We start from the raw sequence: 22,193 nt of genomic DNA on the forward strand, positions 1-22,193 counted from the left end.
GCAGTGCGCAGCATCCGAGCCGGGCGGGCGAGCCGGCTGCATGTCGTCTGGCACCGGTGGCGTCGACACGTCGACCTCTGCCGGACGAGCACCATGCTCTGTCGGGCCTCGGCCTGACCGCGACCGCCGGTCGGCGGCATTCCGACCATCTCGTCAGCACCCCCTGAGCGACGCCGTCGGCGTACCGCCCGTGACCTGACCGGTTCGGGTGGTTCTCCGGCACGCCGTCGCCGGATATTTCATGGAGTTTCAGCACAATGCGCATCAACCCTCTCGCCACCCGCCTCCTCTCCGGGGTCGCCGCCGTCGCGCTGCTCGGCGCGGTCGCCGCCTGCGGCGGCTCGTCGTCGGGCGACACCGCCGACAACCCGTACGACCTGCTGCAACCCGGGACCCTGCGGGTCGGCACCCTGACCGACGCGCCGCCGAACGTCTTCCTCTCCGACGGGAAGTTCACCGGCTTCGACAACGACCTGATGACCGCCGTCGCGGGCAAGCTCGGGCTCAAGGTCGAGTTCGTCGGCACCGAGTTCTCCGCGCTGCTCGCCCAGGTCAACAACCACAAGTTCGACGCCGGCTCGTCGTCGATCACCATCACCGAGGCGCGGCGCAAGACCGTCGACTTCACCAACGGGTACGACTTCGGCTACTTCGGACTCGACGTACCGGCCGGCTCGCCGATCAGGAGCTTCGCCGAGCTGAAGGGGAAGCGGGTGGTCGTGGTGCAGGGCACCGTGCAGGACGACTACGCCACCAAGGAGGGCCTGGACCCGGTCCGGGTACCCGACTACAACGGCGCGATCAACCAGCTCAGGTCGAAGACCGCCGACGCCTGGATCGCGCCCGCCGAGATCGGCGAGAAGTCCGCACAGGAGAGCGGCGGCAAGATCGTACTGGCCGAGAAGCAGCTCAGCTCGGCACCGACCGCGTTCGCGGTGGCCAAGGGCGCCGACCCGCTGCGCGAGGCGCTGAACTCCGCACTCGACCAGGTGATCGAGGACGGCACCTGGACCCGCCTCCAGGAGCAGTACTACCCCGGTCGGCCGGTACCGGAGAGCTTCAAGCCGGGCAGCGGCACGGTGACGTACCCGCCGGTCAAGGCCGGTCCGACGAGCCCGGCCGCCACCCCGGCGAGCTGACCCGGCCAGCACATCAGACAGTCGTCGGCCGGCCGCCCGGGGCGGCCGGCCGACGACTGGTGGATCCGAGACAGGTGAGGCGATGGAGACCCTGGCGACGCTCTGGGAGACGTTCTTCGACTGGGAGTCGATGCGCGAGGCGCTGCCCGAGATGCTCACGGTCGGGCTGCCCAACACACTGCTGCTGGCGCTGCTCTCCGCCATCGTGGGGACGCTGCTCGGCATGCTGCTGGCGATGGCCGGGCTGTCCCGGAGCCGCTGGCTGCGCTGGCCGGCCCGGATCTACACCGACGTGTTCCGGGGACTGCCGGCCGCCGTGACCATCCTGCTGATCGGGGTCGGGCTGGCACCGCTCGGGCTCGCCTGGTGGGGACCGAACCCCTATCCGCTGGGCATCCTGGCGCTGTCGCTGATCGCGGCGGCGTACATCGGGGAGATCTTCCGGTCCGGCATCCAGAGCGTGGAGGCCAGCCAACTGGAGGCGACCCGGGCGCTGGGACTGTCGCACGGCGCCGCCATGCGCCTGGTGATCATCCCGCAGGGCGTACGCCGGGTGCTGCCGGCCTGGGTCAACCAGCTCATCGCGCTGATCAAGGACTCCAGCCTGGTCTACTTCCTCGGCCTGGTGGCCAGCCAGCGGGAACTGTTCCGGATCGGCCAGGACTACGCGGCGAACACCGGCAACGAGTCCGCGCTGCTGCTCGCCGGGCTCTTCTACCTGGTCATCACCGTGCCGCTGACCCACCTCGTCAACTGGGTCGACCGGCGACTGCGCGACGGCCGGGCCGGCGGCCCGGAACCCGACGAGGAGGACCCGGTGGCGCTGGCCGGCGAGACCGCGCTACCGACGGCTGGAAGGGGAACCCAGCATGCCTGAGTCTGTCAGCCCGACGGTGTCGGCCCGGCCCGCCGAGGCGGGTCCCGGATACGAGTCGGTGAGCGTCGCGACCCGGGACGTACATCTGGCGTTCGGCCGGAACCAGGTGCTGCGCGGCATCGACCTGGAGGTCGGCCGGGGCGAGACCGCCTGCGTGATCGGCCCCTCCGGCTCCGGTAAGTCCACCCTGCTCCGGGTCGTCAACCGGCTGCTGGAGCCGGACCGCGGCGACGTACTGCTGGACGGCGTGAGCGTGCTCGACCAGGACCCGGACGCGCTGCGCCAGCGGATCGGCATGGTCTTCCAGCAGTTCAACCTCTTCCCGCACATGACGGTACTGCGCAACGTCACACTCGCCCTCCGGCAGCTCAGGAAGCTCTCCAAGGACGAGGCCACCGAGCTGGCGCTGCGCCAGCTCGACCTGGTCGGGCTACGGCACAAGGCGGACGTACGGCCCGGCCGGCTCTCCGGCGGCCAGCAGCAGCGGGTGGCCATCGCCCGGGCGCTGGCGATGTCGCCCCGGGTGATGCTCTTCGACGAGGCGACCTCGGCGCTCGACCCCGAACTGGTCAAGGGCGTGCTCTCGCTGATGGCGGACCTGGCCGGTCAGGGCATGACGATGCTGGTCGTCACCCACGAGATGGGCTTCGCCCGGCAGGTCGCCGACCAGGTCGTCTTCCTCGACCGGGGCCGGGTGGTCGAGGCCGGCCCGCCGGCACAGATCTTCGAGGACCCGCGAAGCGCCCGGCTCGGGCAGTTCCTCTCCCAGGTCCTCTGACCCGTCCCGGGACCGTCCCGTCGGCGGGTCCGTCGGTCAGCCGTGCGGCCTGACCGGGAGCGCCGACAGGCCACGGAGCAGCAGGCTGGACCGCCAGCCGATCTCCTCCGGCGGCACCGCCAGGCGCATCCCGGGAAACCGGCGGGCCAGCCCGCCGAAGGCGATCTGCCCCTCCAGCCGGGCCAGCGGTGCGCCGAGGCAGTAGTGGATGCCGTGCCCGAACGCCAGGTTGGGGGTGGGCGGACGGTCCAGGTCCAGCCGGTCCGGCTCGGGGAACCGGTCCGGGTCCCGATTGGCCGAGAGGAGGGCGACCAGCACCGACGCGCCCTGCGGAATGGTCCGGCCGCCCAGCTCGACCGGCTCCATCGCGGTCCGGAACGAGGCGTTCTGCACCGGCCCCTCGTAGCGCAGCACCTCGTCGATCGTCCCGGGCAGCAGCGCCGGTTCGGCCACCACCCGGGCCCAGCGCTCCGGTTCGGCCAACAGCAGCAGCATGCCGTTGCCGATCAGGTTGACCGTTGTCTCGTGGCCGGCGATCAGGAAGAGGTAGACCATCGAGACGAGTTCGTCGTCGGTGAGCCGGTCACCCTGCTCGTGCACCGCGATCAGCGCGGAGAGCAGGTCGTCGGCCGGCCGCTCCCGCTTGGCCGCGAGCAGGGTACGGATGTAGCCGACGATCGCGGTCAGCGCGGGCGGCAGTCCGGCCGGGTTCATCGGGCCGGTCACGATCGCATCCGTCCACCTGCGGAAGTCGGCCTGGTCCTCGGCCGGTACGCCGAGCAGTTCGCAGATCACCTGGATCGGCAGCGGGAAGGCGAAGCGGTCGATCAGGTCAACCTCTTCGGCGTCGGCGATGCCGTCCAGCAACTGCTCGGTCAGCTCCTCGATCCGGGGCCGCAGTGCGGCGACCCGGCGTGCGGTGAAGGCGCCGGAGACCAGCCGCCGCAGCCGGGTGTGGTCGGGCGGGTTCAGCGCCAGCATGTGCCGGCCGACCGCCCGGGCCACGTCGTCCGGAATCATCCCCCGGTAGTTGAACCCGCCGGCCGAGGTGGCCTTGGCCAGCCGTGGGTCGCTCAGCGCCCGCTGGGCGTCCTCGTAACGGGTGACGACCCAGGCGGTGACGCCGGTCGGCAGCTCGACCTCCACGACCGGACTGTCCCGGCGCAGCTCGGCGAGGACCCGGTGCAGATCGGTGGCGGACCCGAACGGATTGGCAATGGTCGACATTCGTCTCCCCCGCACGACGATGGACGGCCCGGCGACCGGAGCGGATCCGGGCTCCCTCCCATGCTGCCACCGTCGCCCCGTACGCAGAGTCCCGCTGACGGCCGGCCGCCGGACGGTCTCCGGCTATGATCTTGCGCATGGCACTGCTGCACCGGGCCGCACTGCATCCCGGCAAACTCGAACTCCTGGCGGACTGGCTGCCCGGCCGACGCTGGTACCGGGGCCCGGCCGCCGCCGACGTCGTCCGCGTCGCGAGCTTCCGGTTCGACGACCCGGACGGAGCGGTCGGGATCGAGACGATGCTCGTCAGGTCCGGCGACGGGCCGGTGCACCAGGTTCCGCTCACCTACCGGGCCGCGCCGCTGCCCGTCGGCGACGACTGGCTGATCGGGACCACCGAGCACTCGGTGCTCGGCCGCCGCTGGGTGTACGACGCCTGCGGCGACCCGGTCTACGCCAGCGCGCTGGCCGCCGCGATCGTCACCGGTAGCGGCCAGGCGGAGGAGTTCTTCGAGGTCGACGGGGTACGCGAGGTCCGCCCGCCGAGCATGACCGTGACCGGCGACGGCACCCCGGGCAGCACCGTACCGCCGGTGCACGTGATCCACCCGGTGGTCGAGGAGGAGCCGACGACGATCGTCACGGACTCCGTGGAACTCGCGGTCGTCCGCCGCCCCGGAGCGAAGGACCACGGGCTGACCGGTGCCGTGTTGACCGCTACCTGGGCCGACCAGCCGACGCCGCTGCCCCTGGCGTACGCCGTCGCCCGCTGACCCACGGAGCGGCTGGCGCACCGGCCCGCCGACCCGGCGTGGGCGTACCGTCCGGGAGCCGTCGCGCCGGAGTCCGCCGGTCCACCCGGAGCCGCTCGTCGTCACGCGCCTCGGGCCGGCTGTGGCGGGGACGGGACCTCCGGTGGGGGTGCGAAGTAGTCGCGGAGCTTCGCGATCCGGCCGGCGCGGACCCGGAAGACCTGCACCAGGGACACGGTCGTACGCTGCCCGGTCGGCGCGACGAGGACGGTGTCGATCTCGACAAGGAAGACGTCGGGATCGGCGGTCTCGTGCAGCACGTACCCGGACGCCGCCGCGTCGACCGTGCCCTGGTAGGCCGGCTCCCGGTGGTACGCGCCGATGCCGGACCGGATCGCTTCCCGGCCGACCAGCCGGCGCGGCAGCGGATGACCCTCCGGCACCAGCGGCGCCTCGTATTCACCGTCGTCGGTGAAGAGGGCGGCGATCGCCTCGGGGTCCCGGCTGATCGCACCGGCGTGGACGTACCGTTCGAAGAGTTCCCGGTGGGTGCGGGTCACTCTCTCCAGCCTACCGGCCGCCGTCCGGTCGGGCCGCCCGTCGACGTCGAGCGGCCCGACCGGACGGTCGGCACCCGCACCTGTCAGAAGAGGAAGGGCCATCCGGCGTTGTCGTAGCCGATGCGGTTGATGCCGAGCAGGGCGGCGCCGTTGCTGGCGTTGTAGTAGTGGTAGACAAGTATGTCGCCGTCGTTGTCGGCGAAAACGGCCTGGTGTCCCGGTCCGCGGACGTTGTCGTGTCCGGCCAGTATTTCGGTGCCGCCACCGGCGTTCATGTCGCGGCCGTTGCGGTCGAGGTAGGGGCCGGTGATGCTGGTCGAGCGGCCCACCATGACCCGGTAGGTGCTGGATGCGCCTCGGCAGCACATGTCCCACGACACCCACAGGTAGTAGTAGGCGCCGCGCTTGAAGATGTACGGGGCCTCGATGGCGCCGCCGCCGCGACCGGCGATGCTGCGGATCGTGCCGTCGAGGCGCAGGCCGTTGGACGGGTTGACCTGGACGAGTTTGAGGCCGGACCAGAACGATCCGAAGCTGAGCCACCAGCGGCCCTGGTCGTCCACGGCGAGGTTGGGGTCGATGGCGTTGAAGTTGTCCGAGGTCCTGGACTCGATGACCAGGCCGCGGTTCGTCCAGGAGCCGGACGTGCCGGTCGGACTGGTGGCGAGGAAGATCGCTGAGCGGTTGGATCCGAACGACGAGGCCGAGTAGTACAGCCAGTATTGGCCGTTGTGGTAGGAGATGTCTCCGGCCCAGAGGTTGCGGCCGCCGTTGGTGTACGACAACGTCCACGGCGCGCCGCCCGGGAAGGCCGAACCGGCGTTGCGCCAGTCGGTCCGGTCCGTGGAGGTCTTGAGCGCGACGTTGTTGCCGGTGTGCACCATGAGGTAGCCGCCGGTGGGCCGCTTGACCACGGTCGGGTCGTGTACGCCGATGTCTCCGGTCACTCGGCCGGGCGCCGGGTACTGCGCCAGCACCGTGCCGGTCGTGGCCGGCGGCTCGTTGCCGCCGACGGAAGTGAGTTGCCACTGCTGGTTCGTGTCCGTAGTGGCCGCTGCCACGGGTTTCGGGTTGAGCACGGTGCCAGCAACAGCGGTCACCGCACACACAGCCACGGTCAGCAAGGCCCTCCATCGCCTGTGGCGGTGCGCTCCGAGAAGTTGACTCATCGGACATCCCTTTCCGGTCCAGGTTTCTGGTCCACGCCGGCACCATCGACAACGCGGGTTCCTGCACGTTTCCACAACCGCCGATGTGATGGCTCACATCGATGAGCATGGTTGCCTGCGAGCCATCATGCGATGTCGAAGCGCTTCTCTGACCCTCGAACTCCTACCGAAATGTTTGCGATAACATGCCCGCTCCGATCGGGCGCCACCGCATCGTGGCGGCGGCGTGTCGCCTGGCCAGGGCGACGAAAGGCTCGAAACCTCTGTAGGTAGCTGGCCATGGAGGATGCCGTGGGCCCTTGCGGCCGGCCCGGCCCCTGTCCCAACCGACCTGCCCCGGACGCCTTGACAGCAGGAGATGTTAGCGCTCACAGTTGCTCGGACGGGATGAGCAACCGTCAATGTCCCCGCCCCTGTCGATGCCGGATCATCCCGGATGGACGAGGGCCCACCACCCCGGACCGGCCCAGGCACCCGCAAGCGCGATGACGCCTCAGAGCACCCATTCAGCGGTCACGAAGGGAGCTGTACCACCACCTCACCGGCCGGTGAAGACACCGTCAGCGCGTCCCCGAGTGGTCTCGGGCAGCAGCCCCGCCCATTCCCGGACGCAGGTCCCAAGGAAGGAACCGCGATGATCATGATCCACAGACCGAAAGCGGCGCGACGGCTGCTGACCACCGCCGTCGTCGCCGTACTCGTGTCGACCCTGGGCGCGACCGTCCCCGCCGCCCCGGCACTCGCCGCGCCCGGACCGTCGTTCACCAACCCCCTCGTCGGCGCCCCGAACAGCGCGGACCCGTCGATCGTCTACAGCAACGGCAACTGGTACTACATCGCCACCACCTGGACCTCGAGAATCGTCATGCGCACCTCGTCCACCATGGCCGGGCTGAAGAACGCGCCGGAACGGACGCTGTTCACCCTCGCCCCCGGACCCGGCTGCTGCACCATGTGGGCACCGGACATCCAGTGGATCAACAATCGGTGGTACATCTACTTCTCCGCCGAACCCTCCCCCGGCCAGGGCGCACGCCGCACCGGCGTACTCGAAAGCAACGGCACCGACCCACTCGGCCCGTACACCTACCGGGGCATCCTCAACCTCGAACCCAACAACGGATGGGCGATCGACGGCAGCGTCGTCCGGTTCAACGGCTACGTGAACCACTTCGTCTACTCCGCCTTCCGAGGCGGCGAACAAGGACTGTTCATCGCCCCGATGTCCTCACCGACCCAGGTCTCCCGCAACGGCGTACGAATCTCGTCCCCCACCCTGTCCTGGGAACGGCAGGGCGGCGCCGTCAACGAAGGCCCGTACGCCGTCTACAACGGCGGACGAACCTTCCTGACGTACTCGGCCAGCTCCTGCAACACACCCGACTACAAGCTCGGCACCCTGACCTGGACCGGCGGCGACCCGATGTCGCCCAGCTCCTGGACGAAGCGATCGACCCCCATCTTCCAACGCAGCGACGCCAACGGCGTCTACGGCCCAGGCCACGCCTCCTTCACCAGATCACCCGACGGCGCGGAAACCTGGATCGTCTACCACGCCAACTCCTCCGCCAACCAGGGCTGCGGCACCACCCGCACCACCCGAGCGCAGAAGATCGGCTGGAACTCCGACGGCACCCCGAACCCCGGCGTACCGGTCCGCACCGGCACCACCATCGCCGGCCCCTCCGGCGACTCGTAACCACCCACACGGCCCGCTGGGACGCCCTCACCACGAGGACGTCCCAGCATGGCCGAACCGCCCACCGCCCCTGGCTTCCCCGATTTCGACACAGGCGCTAACGGCGACCGAGGAGTTCGGCCACCCGGAGGAAGCCGTCCGTGCCGTGGCCGAGCCCGATCACCCGGCGGGTCATACCCTCGACCGCCCGCATCACGCTCGCGTCGATCCCGTGCGCCTCCGAGGCGTGCACGATGTGCGCCATGGTCGAGGCCGCCGAGGTGATCGGGTTGTCCGCACCGGAGTAGCTGCCGTCCGCCACCTCCGCCGCCGTCTGCTCGAATACCGGCGGCAGGATCGCGCCGATGCCCTGGGCGAAGGGCGCGAGTTCCCGCGCACTGATTCCCTCCGCCCGGGCCACCGCCAGCGCGTGCGCCCAGCCCGCCATCGCGGTCCAGAAGATGTCGAGCAGGGCGATGTCGTACGCCGCAGCCCGGCCGATCTCCTCGCCGACGTGGGAGTGCGTGCCGCCCAGCCTCTCCAGCACGGGCCGGTGCCGCCGGTAGAGGTCGCTCGGACCACTGTGGATGAAGACGCCGTCCGGCGTACCGATGGTGCTGGTCGGCGTCATGATCGCACCGTCCAGGTAGCCGATGCCGTGCTCGGCCGCCCAGGCGGCGACGTCCCGGGCCCGCTGCGGCGTGTCGGCACTGAGGTTCGCCACCGTACGACCCTTGAGCGCGTCGGCGACGGCGTCGGTCCGGAGGATCACGTCCACCGCGTCGTTGTTGACCACGCAGACCACGGTCAGGTCGCTCGCGGCGACCGCCTCCGCGACCGAGCCGGCGCCGGCCGCGCCCCGCTCGACCAGGGCGGTCTCCCGGCCGGGAGTCCGGTTCCAGACCGTGGTCGGCAGGCCGGCGGCCAGGAACGCGCCGGCCAGGGCCCGGCCCATCGGTCCGAGACCGAGTACCGTGACAGCGGAGTGTTCGGGGTGTGAGGACATGCTGGTACTCCTGAACTTGTGCGCACTTGGGTGAAGAGGACGTAGATGACGCGCAGCCGTGCCCGGGATCTGAACGTCTGCGGGGTGACCGCCGCGATCGCCGTGATCGACGGCAAGTGGAAGACGTCGCTGCTCTGGCTGCTGGAATCCGGCCCGCACCGCCCCGCCGAGCTGCGACGGCGGCTGCCCGGCCTCACCGAGAAGGTACTGACCCAGGCGCTACGCGAGATGGAGAGCGACGGGCTGGTGCACCGGGAGGTGCACGACGTACTACCGCTGAAGACTGTCTATTCGCTGACCCCGTTCGGCCGAGACCTCGCCGAGGCGTTGGGGCCACTCTCCGACTGGGGACACCGCCGCCTGGACAGGCTCGCTGCCGCCCAGCCGTCGGCCTCCTGACATCCCGCCGACCTCCCGTCGATCCGGATTCCGGCGGCCGTCCGACCGCCCGCAACCAGACTCGTACGCAGGCGGTGGCCCGACAAGTACGCACAAAAAAGTGGCTACCCGCGACGGCGCGGACGGCGGCCCCGGCCGTGGGTACGGCGGGGCCGCCGAACCGTGCTGCGAAACGGTTACGCCGAGGGCCTCCCGTCCTTCAGCGACATCGTGAAGGTCGCCCATGTGGCTGACCGGAACTCCAGCACCGGGCCGGACCGGTCCTTGCTGTCCCGCACCAGAACGACGGCTCCGAGATTGTCGGCAACCTCGACACAGTTGCCGTTACCACCTGAACGACTGCTCGTACGCCACCTGGCGCTGGACATGCTGACGTCGTACATCTTCCTCACCTCCCTCCGATCAGTGCTGTTCGGCGACGCGGACGATCATCCGGACGGAGGCCGCCGGATTGAGCGCCGCCGCGCGCAGATGCTCGAATAGATCGCCGTTTCAAGCCGCCAGAGCGTGGCGGGATTCATGTGGGCAAGTTCCGCGACGTCTTCCCGGGTAAGTGCGGCGTGGTGCCGCAGTGCGCGGAGTTCCGCCGCTCCTCTCCAGTCTCAGGTGGCTTGCGTTTGCAGGGCAATGGAAACCCGCGCGATGTGAAGGAACGGCCGATGAGCCTGGAGGAACTGACCCACCGGGAGCCCTGCTACGCGGCGATGCGGCTGCTGACCGAAACGGCGTGGCGGCGGAACATGACGGTCGAGGCCCTGCTGACCCTGACCGAACTGCTCGACCCGACCGACGACACGCACACCGGGCAACCGGCCGGCGAGGAACGGACGTGCGGGCCGCCGGGTCCGCGCGACTGAGCCGGCCGGGCTTCTGTACCTGTGGGCCGAACCGTAGTGTTGGTCAGGTGAGTGGTGAGTTGGTCCCGCCGAGGCGGGAGGTGCGCCTGTCCGACGCCGAGCGGGAGGCCGTCGTCTCCCGGTTGAGCGCTGCGGTCGCGGAGGGCCGGTTGACCCTGCCCGAGTTCGAGGAGCGCGTCGACGCCGTGCTCCGTGCCCGGACCGACACCGAGGTGCAGCCGTACGTCGCCGACCTGCCGGACGTGGCCCCGGCCGTCGCACCCGACGAGGTCGTCGAACTGAACAGCTTCGCCGGGGAGATCAAGCGCTCGGGTCGGTGGGCCGTACCCCGGAAACTCGTGGTCCGCAGCAAGGCCGGCACCGTCAAGCTCGACCTGCGGCACGCCGTGATCAGTCACCGCGTGGTCGACGTCAACCTCGCCACCCAGGCCGGCTCCACGACCATCGTGTTGCCGGCAGGCGCGACCGCCAACATCGACGGGGTCAACACGAGCGCCGGCACGGCGACGGCCAAGGTGCCGTCCACCCCCGAACCCGGCTCGACCGCCCCGCACCTCGTCGTCACCGGCAGCACCGCCGCCGGGACGCTGGTGGTGCGCTACGAGCGCCGCTTCTGGCGCTGGCGCTGGTAGCCCGAGCCGCGACGAGCCTCGACGCGTCTCAGGTGGCGGACCCGCAGATGTGTGGCTCGGGTCACCACGGCCGGTGCCGACCTCGACACCGCCGGCGGTCCTGGGAGTCTGCACGGATGCGGGACTGGGAGCGGCGGGTCGCCGAGGCGTGGGCGTCGATCGACGAGTACGAGGGCCGGGAGGACGACTTCCGGGCCCTGATCGAGAGCCTGGCGGCGGAGTTGCCCGACGGCGATCCGGTCGCCGCGTTCGAGCGGGCCTGTGCCTGGGACTCCACCGGCCACTCCGACCGGGCCGTTCCGCTCTACCGGTGGGCGCTCGACCACGGACTCGCCGGCTACCGGCGGCGCCGCGCCGTGATCCAGATGTCCAGCTCGCTGCGGAACATCGGAGAGGCCGAACTCGCGGTCACCCTGCTGAAGGCCGAGCGCGACATCGACCCGGCGACGCTGGACGAGCCGACCCGGGGGCTCGCCGACGCGATCAGCGCGACGCTGGCGCTCTGCCTGGCCGACAGCGGCCGGGAACGGGAGGCGGTATCGGTCGCGGTCGCCGCGCTCGCCCCGCACCTGCCCCGCTACCAGCGCTCGATGGCGAACTACGCGCGACTGCTCCTCACCCCTGACGGGAGGCCGGAGTAGCCGCCGGACCGGAGCGGCCGACATCGAACCGGACAGGTCGGCGTCAGTACGGCGTGACGCCCGCCGGCAGCGTCGAGTTCTCGGCCGCCGTACCGATGTATTGCAGCAGGATCCGCCGGAACGCCCGCGCCGCGTGGGTGGGTTCCGGTTCCCGGCGCCGGGCCAGCGCGATGGTCCGGTGCACTCCGGGCGGGGCCAGCGGGGTGACCCAGAGTCTCGGGCGGCGGGCGACCACGATGCCCGGCACCAGGGCCACGCCGAGTCCCGCCTCCACGAAGCTCAGCACCGCGTCCATCTCGCCGCCGTCCACCGCGAGCGAGGGCTCGAAGCCCGCCTCGCGACAGGCCCGCAGGGTGGCGTCCCGCAGGTCGTAGCCCTGCCGGAACATCACCAGCGGCTGGTGGCGCAGGTCGGTGAGGTGCATGGTGCCGGCCGAGTCGGTCATCGGCAGTGGGTTGAGCGAGGCGACCACCAGGTTGTCCCGGAGGATCGGCTCGGCGATCAGCGCCGGGTCGGCACCGGTCGCGGGCAGGATGATCAGCGCCAGGTCCAGCTCGCCCCGGAGCAGGTCGCGGACGAGGTCCTGCGAGCCGCTCTCCTCCACCCGCAGGTCGACGCCGGGGTGGGCGTCCCGGAACCGGCGCAGCACGGTGGGGGCGAGCGAGGTGGCGAGGCTTGGGGTGGCGCCGAGGCGTACCCGGCCGCGCCGGACCCCGACGATCTCCTGCACCTCCCGGCGGGCGGTGTCGACGTCGGCGAGGATGCGTTCGGCGAGCGGCAGCAGCACCTCGCCGGCCGCCGTCAGCCCGATGTTGCCGCGTACCCGTTCGAAGAGCGGGGCGCCGAGGTCCGCCTCCAGGGCGTGAATCTGCTTACTCAGCGACGGCTGGGTGATGCCCACGTTGTCGGCGGCATGAGTGAAATGCCGGGTTTCTGCCACCGCCACGAAGTATCTCAACTGGTGGAGCTGCACGTTGATAGCCTACAGCTATCGTTGCTGAGGCTTCGATGCATTGGACGACTAATCAGAGGTCTCCTAGCGTTCATCAGGTGACAGCTGTATCGACGCGGTCGCCGATCCGGTCCAGCATCGGCCTCAAGGCCGTGATGGCGGTGACGGGCATCCTGCTGGTGCTCTTCCTCATCGCGCACATGCTCGGCAATCTCAAGATCTTCTTCGGCCCCGAGTCGTTCGACCACTACGCGCACTGGCTGCGTACCATCGGCGCTCCCGTGCTGCCGGACACCTGGTACCTCTGGATCCAGCGTGCCGTGCTCGGCGTCGCGCTGGTCGCGCACATCTGGTCGGCCACCGTGCTGGCCCGGCGGGCCCGGGCGGCCCGACCCGTCCGGTACGCGCACCGCCCCAAGGTGCAGGGCAGCTACGCGGCCCGGACGATGCGCTGGGGCGGATTGATCATCGCGCTCTTCGTCGTCTACCACCTGCTGGACCTGACCACCGGCGACCTGAACCCGGTCGGCGACCCGCGCCGGCCGTACGCGAACGTGGCCGCCGACTTCGCGCCGGAACGCTGGTACGTCACCCTGCTCTACACCGTCGCGATCGTCACCCTCGGCTTCCACCTGCGGCACGGCATGTTCAGCGCGTTCCGCAGCCTCGGTCAGCAGACTCCCCGGGGCGAGGCCCGGGCCCGGGCGCTCTCGCTCGGCTTCGCCGTCGCGCTCTGCGCCGGCTACCTGGTCGTCCCCTTCGCGGTGATCGCGGGATTGGTGCGCTGATGAACTCCGCCAACGGCTCGGTGAACTCCACCCACGGATCGATGAACCCCACCAACGGGCTGGACCTCTTCACCATCGGCGAGCCGATCGCCGACACCAAGGCGCCGGACGGGCCGATCGAGACCCGCTGGCAGCGCCGCCGGTTCTCCGCCAAACTCGTCAACCCGGCCAACCGGCGCAAGCTCACCGTGATCGTCGTCGGCACCGGGCTGGCCGGCGGCTCGGCCGCCGCGACGCTGGGCGAGCAGGGCTACCAGGTCAAGTCATACTGCTACCAGGACAGCCCGCGCCGGGCGCACTCGATCGCCGCCCAGGGCGGCATCAACGCAGCCAAGAACTACCGCAACGACGGCGACTCGATCCAGCGCCTCTTCTACGACACCGTCAAGGGCGGCGACTTCCGGTCCCGGGAGTCGAACGTACGCCGGCTCGCCGAGGTCTCGGTGGAGATCATCGACCAGGCGGTGGCCCAGGGCGTACCGTTCGCCCGGGAGTACGGCGGACTGCTCGACACCCGCTCGTTCGGCGGCGCCCAGGTGCAGCGCACCTTCTACGCCCGGGGCCAGACGGGCCAGCAGTTGCTGCTCGGGGCCTACCAGGCGCTGGAGCGGCAGATCGGGCTCGGCCGGGTCGAGATGCACAGCCGGCACGAGATGCTGGAACTGATCGTGGTCGACGGCCGGGCCCGGGGCATCGTGGTCCGCGACCTGGTCACCGGCGAGATCACTACCGACTTCGCCGACGCCGTGGTGCTCGCCTCCGGCGGCTACGGCAACGTCTTCTACCTCTCCACCAACGCCAAGGGCTGCAACGTCACCGCCACCTGGCGGGCGCACCGCAAGGGCGCGCTCTTCGCCAACCCCTGCTACACGCAGATCCACCCGACCTGCATCCCGGTCTCCGGCGACCACCAGTCGAAGCTGACCCTGATGAGCGAGTCGCTGCGCAACGACGGGCGGGTCTGGGTGCCGAAGGCGGCCGGCGACGACCGGCCACCCCGGCAGATCCCCGAGGACGAGCGGGACTACTTCCTGGAGCGGATGTACCCGTCCTTCGGCAACCTCGTCCCCCGGGACATCGCCTCCCGGGCGGCCAAGAACGTCTGCGACTCCGGCCGGGGCGTCGGGCAGACCGGGCTCGGCGTCTATCTCGACTTCGCCGACGCGATCGACCGGCTCGGCCGCTCCGCCATCGCCGACCGGTACGGCAACCTCTTCGAGATGTACCAGCGGATCACCGGCGAGGACCCGTACGAGGTGCCGATGCGGATCTATCCGGCGGTGCACTACACGATGGGGGGGCTCTGGGTCGACTACGACCTCCAGTCGACCATTCCCGGCCTCTTCGTGATCGGCGAGGCGAACTTCTCCGACCACGGCGCCAACCGGCTCGGCGCCTCGGCGCTGATGCAGGGCCTGGCCGACGGCTACTTCGTACTGCCCAGCACCATCGCCGACTATCTCGCCGCCGGGCCGTTCGAGTCGCTGGCCGAGGACCATCCCGAGGTGGTGGCGGCCCGCGACGACGTCACCGACCGGCTGGGCCGGCTGCTCGCCTGCCAGGGCGACCGGACCGTCGACTCGTTCCACCGCGAGCTGGGCCAGATCATGTGGGACCACTGCGGCATGGAGCGCAGCGACGCCGGGCTGCGCAAGGCGCTCGCCGAGATCCGCAGTCTGCGGGAACAGTTCTGGCAGCGGGTGCGGGTGCCCGGCGACGGCGAGGGGCTCAACCAGGCGCTGGAGAAGGCCGGCCGGGTCGCCGACTTCTTCGAGCTGGCCGAGCTGATGTGCATCGACGCGCTGCACCGTACCGAGTCGGCGGGCGGGCACTTCCGGAGCGAGAGCCAGACCCCGGAGGGCGAGGCGCAGCGCGACGACGACAACTTCAGCTACGTGGCGGCCTGGGAGTTCACCGGCGCCGACCGACCGCCGGTACTGCACAGGGAAGACCTGGTTTTCGAGTACGTCCACCCCACCCAGCGGAGTTACAAGTGAACCTGACCCTGCGGATCTGGCGCCAGAGCGGACCGGACGACCCCGGCCGGATGGTCAGCTACCAGGTCCCGGACGTCTCCCCCGACATGTCGTTCCTGGAGATGCTGGACGTACTCAACGACCGGCTGACCCTCGACGGCGAGGAACCGATCGCCTTCGACCACGACTGCCGGGAAGGCATCTGCGGCGCCTGCGGCATGGTGATCAACGGTGTGGCACACGGCCCGGAGCGGGCGACCACCGCCTGCCAGCTCCACATGCGACACTTCCGGGACGGCCAGACCATCGACATCGAGCCGTGGCGGGCCAAGGCGTTCCCGGTGATCAAGGACCTGGTGGTGGACCGGAGCGCATTCGACCGGATCATCGCGGCCGGCGGATACATCACCGCGCCGACCGGCTCCGCCCCGGAGGCGCACGCCCAACTCGTCCGCAAGTCCGACGCCGACGCCGCCTTCGAGTCGGCCGCCTGCATCGCCTGCGGCGCCTGCGTCGCGGCCTGCCCGAACGGTTCGGCGATGCTCTTCACCGCCGCCAAGGTGAGTCACCTGAGCCTGCTGCCGCAGGGTCAGCCGGAGCGTTCCACCCGAGTCGTCGGGATGGTCGACGCGCACGACGAGGCCGGTTTCGGCGGCTGCACCAACATCGGCGAGTGCACCGCCGTCTGTCCGAAGGGGATCCCGCTGACCAGCATCGGCCGGCTCAACCGGGACTATCTCAAGGCCACCCGGGAACGGGACGGAGCGCCCGGCACCTGACCCGCGCCACACCCCACCGCCGCCCGGCACGGCCGCACACGTCGCCGTACACCGGCGCGGGCGTGAGCCGGAGGCCGCAGCGGTCCGGGCCGGAGTCGCCTATTGTTACCCGTCAACGAGCCGCAGATCCGGCAGCCGTCCCGAGGGCCGCGTCCGCACCGGACAGCCGCCGGCGGGTGACATCGACCCCTCCGATGGGAGCACGTGGTGAGCAGGGTGAATCGCAGGACCGCACTGGGCATCGGCAGCGCCGCCACCGCCGGCGTCGTGCTCGGTACCGCCACTCCGGCGATGGCCGCGCCGAACAGTGGCGGGAAGGGACTCGACAGCCCCGACCGGGCCCGCGCCGACCGGGTCGCCGCGATCTACCGCCGGGAGAGGACGAAGGCCGGCGGGAAGTGGTACGCGTACCTGAGCGTCGCCAGCGGGACCGGCCCGGCGCCGCTGCCGGCGGTACGGGAGAACCAGGACACCGTCGTCGAGGCGTACAGCGTCAACAAGATCGCGGTGGCGACGGCGGTGCTGGACAAGGTCGACCGGGGGCTGCTCACCCTGGACCAGCGGGTCGAGGTCACCTCGGGGATCGTGGTGCCCGGCGGTGACGGCATCTTCAGCCTGGACGGCGCCTACCCCAGCTCGGTGACCCTGGGGCACGTACTCGCCGCGCTGCTGACCGTCTCCGACGACACCGCCGTCCGGCTCTGCGGCCTGGTCTGCCCGGCCGCCGAACTCAACCAGATCCTGGTCGGCAAGGGCTTCCCGAAGACCCAGGTCGAGCCGGTCGCCAACCCGAACCGGTTCTTCCTCGGCACCAGCACCGCCCGGGAGACCCACGACCTGCTCCAGGCGCTGGTCCGGGGCACGCTGCTCTCCGCCACCTCGACCACCTTCCTGCTCAACCAGCTCCGGGCGCCGATCGCGTTCACCGACGGCATCCGCCGAAACATGTCCTCGGCCGACCGGGCCCGGATCGCCACCAAGGCGGGCTGGTTCGGCAACGCCCGGCACGAGGCCGGACTGATCTTCGACCCGGCCGGCACGCCGGTGCTGACGTACGTGCTCTTCGCCGACGGCCAGGCCGACCCGGACAACTTCGGTTCGACCCACCCGGCGGTGCAGGCCCGGGCGGCGATGGGTCCGGCCTTCCTCGCCGCGGTCGACGGGCTGAGCAACCTGTCGGTGCCGGCCCGCCGCCCCCGGATGTACCAGCCGACCAACGGCGGCTGACCCCGCAAGCGGCCGACACCCGAGCCACGACCAGCCGGCTCGGGGGCGATCGGCCACGCTGTCCGGCGGCGCTATCCGGCGGCGACGGGTCGGCGGGCCAGCAGGTAGCCCTGGTGGGTCAGCTCCCGCTCGGAGTCCGGTGCCCGGACGGCCTTCAGCCGGACCTCGAATCCGGCCTCGGCCAACAGTCCGGCGACCTCCTCCGGTTGCTGGCGGTAGAAGTCGAGCGAGATCGTCAGGTCGTCCACCCGGTCGTAGCGCTTGCGGTCGTCACCGACCTGGAAGGAGAGCATCAACTGCCCGCCCGGGGCCAGCACCCGGCGGAACTCCGCGAAGACCTCCGGGCGGCGCTCCCAGGGGACATGGATGATCGAGTAGTTGGCGAGCAGGCCACCCAGGGACGCGTCCGGGATCTCCAGCGCCAGCATCGACCCCACCTCGAACCGCAGCTCGGGGTAGGCCCGCCTGGCCAGGGCGATCATCTTCGGGGAGAGGTCGACACCGGACGCCTCCAGACCGAGTTCGTGCAGCGCCTTCGTCAGCCGACCGGGGCCACAGCCGACGTCGGCGACCGTGGTGTTGCCGGTCGCCGTCACCCACTCGGCGAAGAGCGCCAGCAGCGCCCGGTCCACCGGCATCCGGGGCAGCTCGGTGGCGACGATGTGCAGGTGGTCGACGGAGAGCGCGTCGTAGGACTCGCGGGTGGCGTGCAGGAACGGTGCCTCGGTCATGGACGGCAACCCTAGCGGCCGGTCCACCGGACCCGACGCCACGGCGAGCCGAGCCGTGCCACCACGGCCGAGCCGAACCGGGCAGGCACGGCCGAGCCGAGCCGGGCAGGCACGGGCGAGCCGAGCCGTGCCACCACGGCCGAGCCGACGCCGGGCAGCGGGTGCCGGGTCCGAGCCTGTCCGCACCGGGCACCCGCCGGCCGGCGTACCCTCGCTCGTGGGGACGAGGGGGCCCGGAGCAGATGCGCGGAAGAGCAGGACGGGACGACGTCGTGGCCCGGCGCCGTCGGCGACGCCGCCTGCGCTGGCCACTCGCGCTGGCCGCGCTCGGCGCGGCCGCCTGGGCGGTCCGGGACGTGCCGGCCGCGCTCGGCCGACTTCCCGACGGCGCCCGGGCCGACCGGGTACGCCGCTCCCCGCAGTTCCGGGCCGGCGCGTTCCGCAACCCGGTCAGTACCCGGATCGCGCTCCCCGGCACCGGGGCGGCAATCCTCCGGGAACTGATCTTCGGCGACCAGCCCCGGCACCCGTCCGGCAACGTGCCGGTGCTGGTGCCGGAGACCGTCGAGCCGGCCACCGCCCCGCCCGACGAACTGAGCGTGCTCTGGTACGGCCACGCGTCGGCGCTGATCGAGATCGAGGGACGGCGGGTGCTGCTCGACCCGGTCTGGAGCGACCGCTGCTCGCCGTCGGCCCGGATCGGCCCACGCCGGCTGCACCCCATGCCGGTGCCGCTGGACCGGCTCCCCCGGCTGGACGCGGTGCTCATCTCGCACGACCACTACGACCACCTGGACATGCCGACCGTACGCGCCCTGCGGGACAGTCAGTCCGCGCCGTTCCTGGTGCCGCTCGGAGTCGGCGCCCACCTGGAGCGCTGGGGCGTACCGGCGGAGCAGATCGTGGAGCTGGACTGGGGCGAGCACGCCTCGGTCGCCGGGCTCGACGTCATCGCCACCCCGGCCCGGCACTTCTCCGGGCGCGCGTTCGCCCGGGACCGTACCCTCTGGGGCTCCTGGGTGGTGGCCGGCCGGACCCGTCGGGTCTTCTGTTCCGGCGACTCCGGCTACTTCGAGGGCTACGCCGAGATCGGCGCCGGGTACGGCCCGTTCGACGTCACGCTCATCCAGATCGGCGCGTACGCCACCGCCTGGCCGAACATCCACATGTACCCGGAGGAGGCGGTCAGCGCACACCTGGACCTGCGCGGCGGACTCCTCGTCCCGGTGCACTGGGGCACCTTCAACCTCGCCCCGCACGGCTGGGCCGAACCGGTGGACCGGCTCTGCCGGGAGGCCGAGGCCCGGGGCGTACGCCTGGCGGTGCCGCGTCCCGGTGAGCGGGTGGTCGTCGACCACCCGCCCCCGGTGGACGGTTGGTGGCGGCCGCTCGGCTGATCCGCCGACCGGACGGAACCCGTTACGCGCCCCGCCCCGCCCCGGCCGCCGGATCGACCGGCGTCGACCGGCGTCGACCGGCGTCGACCGGCGTCGACCGGCGTCGACCGGCGTCGACCGGCGTCGACCGGCGTCGACCGGCGTCGACCGGCGCGCGCCCCGTTCGGGCGCGGCCGGAGGCGGCGGTCAGCGGGTCAGCGCCAGATCCGGCTCCTCGGCCGGCGACGGATCGACCGCGCCCCGGCCGACGGCCTCGTAGACGGCCGGCCGGGTGCGCCGCAGCAGCAGCCCCCAGCCGAGCCCGACCAGCGCGGCGACCAGGGTGACCCCGGGCAGCACCCAGGCCAGGTAGGCCGGGTTGCCGGGGGCGAGCAGCGCGTCGAAGTTCACCAGCAGCACCGCCAGGACGGCGAGGAGCAGCACGGTGGCCGACGCCGGGGCGACCAGCCGCTGCCAGGCGCTGACCCCGACCTGCGGCCGGCGGCGGAAGAAGCCCACCACGGAGGCGGAGGTGAGGGTCATCAGCAGCACCACCCCGACCGCCGAGACCCCGCTGAGCCAGGTGAAGAGGTCGAGCACCGGATCCCGGTCGGCCAGCACGAAGGCCAGAACGATGCCGAGGGCCAGCAGGGTCTGGGTCAGCGAGCCGGCGACCGGCGCCCCGGTGCGGACCCCGGTCTGGCTGAGGAAGGACGGCAGGACCCGCTCCCGGCCCAGCGCGAAGAGGTAGCGGGCCACACCGTTGTGGAACGACAGCAGGGCGGCCAGCACCGAGGTGATGAAGAGCAGGTTGGCCACGTCCGCCACCGTGCTGCCGGCATGCTCGGCCAGGGTCCCGAAGACCACCCCCGGGCCGGCCTCGACCGAGGCGGCCCGGGCGTTCTCCGGACCGGTGACGACGGTCAACGCCCAGGCGGAGAGCGCGTAGAAGGCGCCGGTGAAGGCGACCGCGACGTAGGTGGCCCGGGCCACGGTACGACGGGGGTCCCGCACCTCCTCGCTGTAGATCGCCCCGGACTCGAAGCCGGTGAAGCAGGCGATCCCCAGCGCGAAGACCGCACCGAGCCCCGCCGCGAAGAGGTTGCCGGGGTCGAGCCCGGCGAGGCTGATGCTGCCGCCGGCCGGGTTGCCGAACGAGACCGCGTCGAAGATGACGACCGCGAGGCATTCGAGCAGGAGCAGCACCGCGAGGACCGTCGCGTTCAGGTCGACCTGGAGCACGCCGAGGACCGCGACCACCACCAGCCCGACCAGTGCCCAGACCCACCACTGCCGCTCCACGCCGAACTTGGTCGCCATGAAGTCGCCGAGGACGGCGCCGAAGAGCCCGTACAGTCCGATCTGGATCGCGTTGTAGGAGGCGAGGGCGATGAAGGAGCCGGAGACCCCGCCCGCCCGGCCCAGCCCGTTGGCGATGTACGAGTAGAACGCCCCGGCGTTGCTCACGAACCGGCTCATCGCGGCGTAGCCGACGGCGAAGACACCGAGGACGGCGGCGAGCAGCAGGTAGGACAGGGCCGCCCCGACGTTGCCGCTGACGGCGTACATCGTCGTGACGCCACCGCCGAGCACGGTCAGCGGTGCCGACGCCGCGACGGTGAAGAAGACGAGATGCACGGTGCCCAGACGTCCCCGGCGCAGGCCGGACTCCGGGCCGGAAGGGGCGGAACTGGATGACATGTGTCGGTCTCTCTCGGTGTGGGGGTGACGAGAAAGGGGCTCTCGAACGACACCGGAGAGGTTATGGGCGATCACGCCCCGCGACAAGAGATCGACACGTCACAGTATCCAAACACGCAGGGCCAGGGCGGGTTGAACGGACAGTGTGCATGCCGTACCGTCCTGCATCGACATTGCGGAGTGACCGCCCCGGCACGCCAGCCGGCCGGCCGAGGATGACCATGACCAATTACCCGGGCCCACCCACCGAGCGGCTGGCCGACGAGCTGTTCCTCATCGCACACGATGACTACAGCGGCAAGCCGCACGCCGCGGCGAATCTGGTGGATGCCGCGCTCTCCGGCGCGCTCCTCGCCGAACTGCTCTTCGACGGGCGGATCACCCTCGTCCGGTCCGGCGTCTACGTCGCCGACGACCGGGCCTGGCGCGAGCCGGTCACCGACCGGGTGCTGGCCGAGATGGTACGCCGTGGCGACGGCCATCCGGCCCGCTCCTGGCTGGAGTTCCTCGCCCCCCGGGTCCGGGACCACGTCGGCGACCGGCTGGTCAGCGCCGGCGCGGTACGCCGGATGACCACCCGGGGGCTGAACCTGCGCACCACGGTCCGCTTTCCCGGGCTCGACCCGAACCGGGTCGCCCGGCCCCGGGTCCGGCTCAACGCCGTGCTGGAGCGCTCCGACCAGCCGCTGGACGCGCGCACCGCGACGCTGGCCGGGCTGGTCCGGGCTGGTGGACTGGTCCGGGCGCTGATCCCGGCGAACCGGACGATCGTCACCGAGCGGATCGCCGCCGGCCGGCGGCTGCTCCCGACGGAACTCGGCGACCTGCTCGACGCGGTCGACGCGGCCGTCGCCGCCACCACGCTCACGCTGCGCCGCTGACCGGGTCGGCGAAGACGACCGCCTTCTCGGTGTCGAGCGAGTCGCCGAGGAGGAGCCGGCGGGTGCA

24 protein-coding genes are annotated in these 22,193 nt (G+C 71.3%); 15 read left to right on the forward strand and 9 right to left on the reverse strand.

The window, feature by feature from the left end; genetic code table 11:
- Positions 1 to 257: 257 nt before the first annotated feature.
- The 3 genes from C6W10_RS06075 to C6W10_RS06085 all read left to right on the forward strand — a co-directional run bounded on the left by C6W10_RS06075 (position 258) and on the right by C6W10_RS06085 (position 2,794).
- Complete coding sequence (locus C6W10_RS06075) at positions 258 to 1,139, forward strand: ABC transporter substrate-binding protein (protein WP_107257192.1); 882 nt, start codon at positions 258 to 260, stop codon at positions 1,137 to 1,139.
- Between the two features lie 82 nt (positions 1,140 to 1,221).
- Positions 1,222 to 2,016 carry an amino acid ABC transporter permease gene (locus C6W10_RS06080; RefSeq protein WP_107257193.1) on the forward strand — a complete coding sequence of 265 codons (795 nt, stop codon included), beginning with the start codon at positions 1,222 to 1,224 and terminating at the stop codon, positions 2,014 to 2,016.
- On the forward strand, positions 2,009 to 2,794 hold the full coding sequence (locus C6W10_RS06085) for an amino acid ABC transporter ATP-binding protein (protein ID WP_107257194.1): 786 nt from the start codon (positions 2,009 to 2,011) through the stop codon (positions 2,792 to 2,794). Before C6W10_RS06080 ends, C6W10_RS06085 begins: the two co-directional genes overlap by 8 nt.
- 36 nt (positions 2,795 to 2,830) lie before the next feature.
- Here C6W10_RS06085 and C6W10_RS06090 read toward each other — a convergent pair whose 3' ends face one another.
- Positions 2,831 to 4,021, reverse strand: a complete 1,191-nt coding sequence (locus tag C6W10_RS06090; protein WP_107257195.1) for a cytochrome P450 — start codon at positions 4,019 to 4,021, stop codon at positions 2,831 to 2,833.
- 137 nt (positions 4,022 to 4,158) lie between these two features.
- Between C6W10_RS06090 and C6W10_RS06095 the strand changes: the two genes are divergently transcribed.
- Positions 4,159 to 4,794: a hypothetical protein gene (locus tag C6W10_RS06095; protein ID WP_107263706.1), complete on the forward strand. Its 636-nt coding sequence runs from the start codon at positions 4,159 to 4,161 to the stop codon at positions 4,792 to 4,794.
- Positions 4,795 to 4,895: 101 nt separating this feature from the next.
- On the opposite strand, the gene C6W10_RS06100 is transcribed toward C6W10_RS06095, so the two are convergent.
- Positions 4,896 to 5,333 carry a nuclear transport factor 2 family protein gene (locus C6W10_RS06100; RefSeq protein ID WP_199853881.1) on the reverse strand — a complete coding sequence of 146 codons (438 nt, stop codon included), beginning with the start codon at positions 5,331 to 5,333 and terminating at the stop codon, positions 4,896 to 4,898.
- 83 nt (positions 5,334 to 5,416) lie between these two features.
- Positions 5,417 to 6,394, reverse strand: coding sequence for an arabinan endo-1,5-alpha-L-arabinosidase (locus C6W10_RS06105; RefSeq protein ID WP_234361640.1), 978 nt, complete (start codon positions 6,392 to 6,394; stop codon positions 5,417 to 5,419).
- A 748-nt stretch (positions 6,395 to 7,142) separates the two neighbouring features.
- Between C6W10_RS06105 and C6W10_RS06110 the strand changes: the two genes are divergently transcribed.
- Positions 7,143 to 8,201, forward strand: coding sequence for a family 43 glycosylhydrolase (locus tag C6W10_RS06110; protein ID WP_159104485.1), 1,059 nt, complete (start codon positions 7,143 to 7,145; stop codon positions 8,199 to 8,201).
- Positions 8,202 to 8,298: 97 nt separating this feature from the next.
- Here C6W10_RS06110 and C6W10_RS06115 read toward each other — a convergent pair whose 3' ends face one another.
- Positions 8,299 to 9,345: an NAD(P)-dependent oxidoreductase gene (locus C6W10_RS06115; protein ID WP_369937949.1), complete on the reverse strand. Its 1,047-nt coding sequence runs from the start codon at positions 9,343 to 9,345 to the stop codon at positions 8,299 to 8,301.
- Between C6W10_RS06115 and C6W10_RS06120 the strand changes: the two genes are divergently transcribed.
- Positions 9,232 to 9,585: a helix-turn-helix domain-containing protein gene (locus C6W10_RS06120; RefSeq protein WP_107257200.1), complete on the forward strand. Its 354-nt coding sequence runs from the start codon at positions 9,232 to 9,234 to the stop codon at positions 9,583 to 9,585. The two genes, C6W10_RS06115 and C6W10_RS06120, sit on opposite strands and share 114 nt — an antisense overlap.
- Before the next feature lie 176 nt (positions 9,586 to 9,761).
- On the opposite strand, the gene C6W10_RS06125 is transcribed toward C6W10_RS06120, so the two are convergent.
- Both C6W10_RS06125 and C6W10_RS39620 read right to left on the reverse strand, forming a co-directional pair.
- On the reverse strand, positions 9,762 to 9,968 hold the full coding sequence (locus C6W10_RS06125) for a DUF397 domain-containing protein (protein ID WP_107263707.1): 207 nt from the start codon (positions 9,966 to 9,968) through the stop codon (positions 9,762 to 9,764).
- A 45-nt stretch (positions 9,969 to 10,013) separates the two neighbouring features.
- Complete coding sequence (locus C6W10_RS39620) at positions 10,014 to 10,157, reverse strand: helix-turn-helix domain-containing protein (RefSeq protein ID WP_107257201.1); 144 nt, start codon at positions 10,155 to 10,157, stop codon at positions 10,014 to 10,016.
- Positions 10,158 to 10,244: 87 nt separating this feature from the next.
- Here C6W10_RS39620 and C6W10_RS37150 point away from each other — a divergent pair, with 87 nt between their 5' ends.
- The 3 genes from C6W10_RS37150 (at position 10,245) to C6W10_RS06140 (ending at position 11,715) form a co-directional block, all read left to right on the forward strand.
- Entirely contained in the window at positions 10,245 to 10,442 is a 198-nt protein-coding gene (locus C6W10_RS37150; RefSeq protein WP_159104486.1) for a hypothetical protein, read from the forward strand.
- Between the two features lie 47 nt (positions 10,443 to 10,489).
- Positions 10,490 to 11,074, forward strand: coding sequence for a DUF1707 domain-containing protein (locus tag C6W10_RS37155; protein WP_159104487.1), 585 nt, complete (start codon positions 10,490 to 10,492; stop codon positions 11,072 to 11,074).
- 116 nt (positions 11,075 to 11,190) lie between these two features.
- Positions 11,191 to 11,715, forward strand: coding sequence for a tetratricopeptide repeat protein (locus tag C6W10_RS06140; protein WP_107257203.1), 525 nt, complete (start codon positions 11,191 to 11,193; stop codon positions 11,713 to 11,715).
- Positions 11,716 to 11,758: 43 nt separating this feature from the next.
- Here the strand turns inward: C6W10_RS06140 and C6W10_RS06145 are convergent, their stop codons facing one another.
- Positions 11,759 to 12,694, reverse strand: a complete 936-nt coding sequence (locus tag C6W10_RS06145; RefSeq protein WP_107257204.1) for a LysR family transcriptional regulator — start codon at positions 12,692 to 12,694, stop codon at positions 11,759 to 11,761.
- Positions 12,695 to 12,723: 29 nt separating this feature from the next.
- On the opposite strand from C6W10_RS06145, the gene C6W10_RS06150 reads away from it, so the two are divergent.
- The 4 genes from C6W10_RS06150 to C6W10_RS06165 all read left to right on the forward strand — a co-directional run bounded on the left by C6W10_RS06150 (position 12,724) and on the right by C6W10_RS06165 (position 17,437).
- A complete protein-coding gene (locus tag C6W10_RS06150) occupies positions 12,724 to 13,455 on the forward strand; it encodes a succinate dehydrogenase cytochrome b subunit (RefSeq protein WP_107257205.1) in 732 nt (243 codons plus the stop codon).
- A gap of 59 nt (positions 13,456 to 13,514) precedes the next feature.
- Positions 13,515 to 15,452, forward strand: a complete 1,938-nt coding sequence (locus tag C6W10_RS06155; RefSeq protein WP_107263708.1) for a fumarate reductase/succinate dehydrogenase flavoprotein subunit — start codon at positions 13,515 to 13,517, stop codon at positions 15,450 to 15,452.
- Positions 15,449 to 16,210 (forward strand): succinate dehydrogenase/fumarate reductase iron-sulfur subunit, encoded by a 762-nt coding sequence (locus C6W10_RS06160; protein ID WP_107257206.1) that lies wholly within the window; start codon positions 15,449 to 15,451, stop codon positions 16,208 to 16,210. Before C6W10_RS06155 ends, C6W10_RS06160 begins: the two co-directional genes overlap by 4 nt.
- Before the next feature lie 207 nt (positions 16,211 to 16,417).
- Positions 16,418 to 17,437 carry a serine hydrolase gene (locus tag C6W10_RS06165; RefSeq protein WP_234361641.1) on the forward strand — a complete coding sequence of 340 codons (1,020 nt, stop codon included), beginning with the start codon at positions 16,418 to 16,420 and terminating at the stop codon, positions 17,435 to 17,437.
- Between the two features lie 71 nt (positions 17,438 to 17,508).
- Here the strand turns inward: C6W10_RS06165 and C6W10_RS06170 are convergent, their stop codons facing one another.
- Positions 17,509 to 18,168, reverse strand: coding sequence for a class I SAM-dependent methyltransferase (locus tag C6W10_RS06170; protein WP_107257207.1), 660 nt, complete (start codon positions 18,166 to 18,168; stop codon positions 17,509 to 17,511).
- Between the two features lie 242 nt (positions 18,169 to 18,410).
- On the opposite strand from C6W10_RS06170, the gene C6W10_RS06175 reads away from it, so the two are divergent.
- Positions 18,411 to 19,565: an MBL fold metallo-hydrolase gene (locus C6W10_RS06175; protein WP_107257208.1), complete on the forward strand. Its 1,155-nt coding sequence runs from the start codon at positions 18,411 to 18,413 to the stop codon at positions 19,563 to 19,565.
- Positions 19,566 to 19,751: 186 nt separating this feature from the next.
- Here C6W10_RS06175 and C6W10_RS06180 read toward each other — a convergent pair whose 3' ends face one another.
- On the reverse strand, positions 19,752 to 21,245 hold the full coding sequence (locus C6W10_RS06180; RefSeq protein ID WP_107257209.1) for an APC family permease: 1,494 nt from the start codon (positions 21,243 to 21,245) through the stop codon (positions 19,752 to 19,754).
- Between the two features lie 221 nt (positions 21,246 to 21,466).
- On the opposite strand from C6W10_RS06180, the gene C6W10_RS06185 reads away from it, so the two are divergent.
- Positions 21,467 to 22,126, forward strand: coding sequence for a GPP34 family phosphoprotein (locus C6W10_RS06185; RefSeq protein WP_159079532.1), 660 nt, complete (start codon positions 21,467 to 21,469; stop codon positions 22,124 to 22,126).
- Positions 22,127 to 22,193: the final 67 nt, after the last annotated feature.

It is taken from the genome of Plantactinospora sp. BB1, assembly GCF_003030385.1.
GTDB lineage: Bacteria > Actinomycetota > Actinomycetes > Mycobacteriales > Micromonosporaceae > Plantactinospora.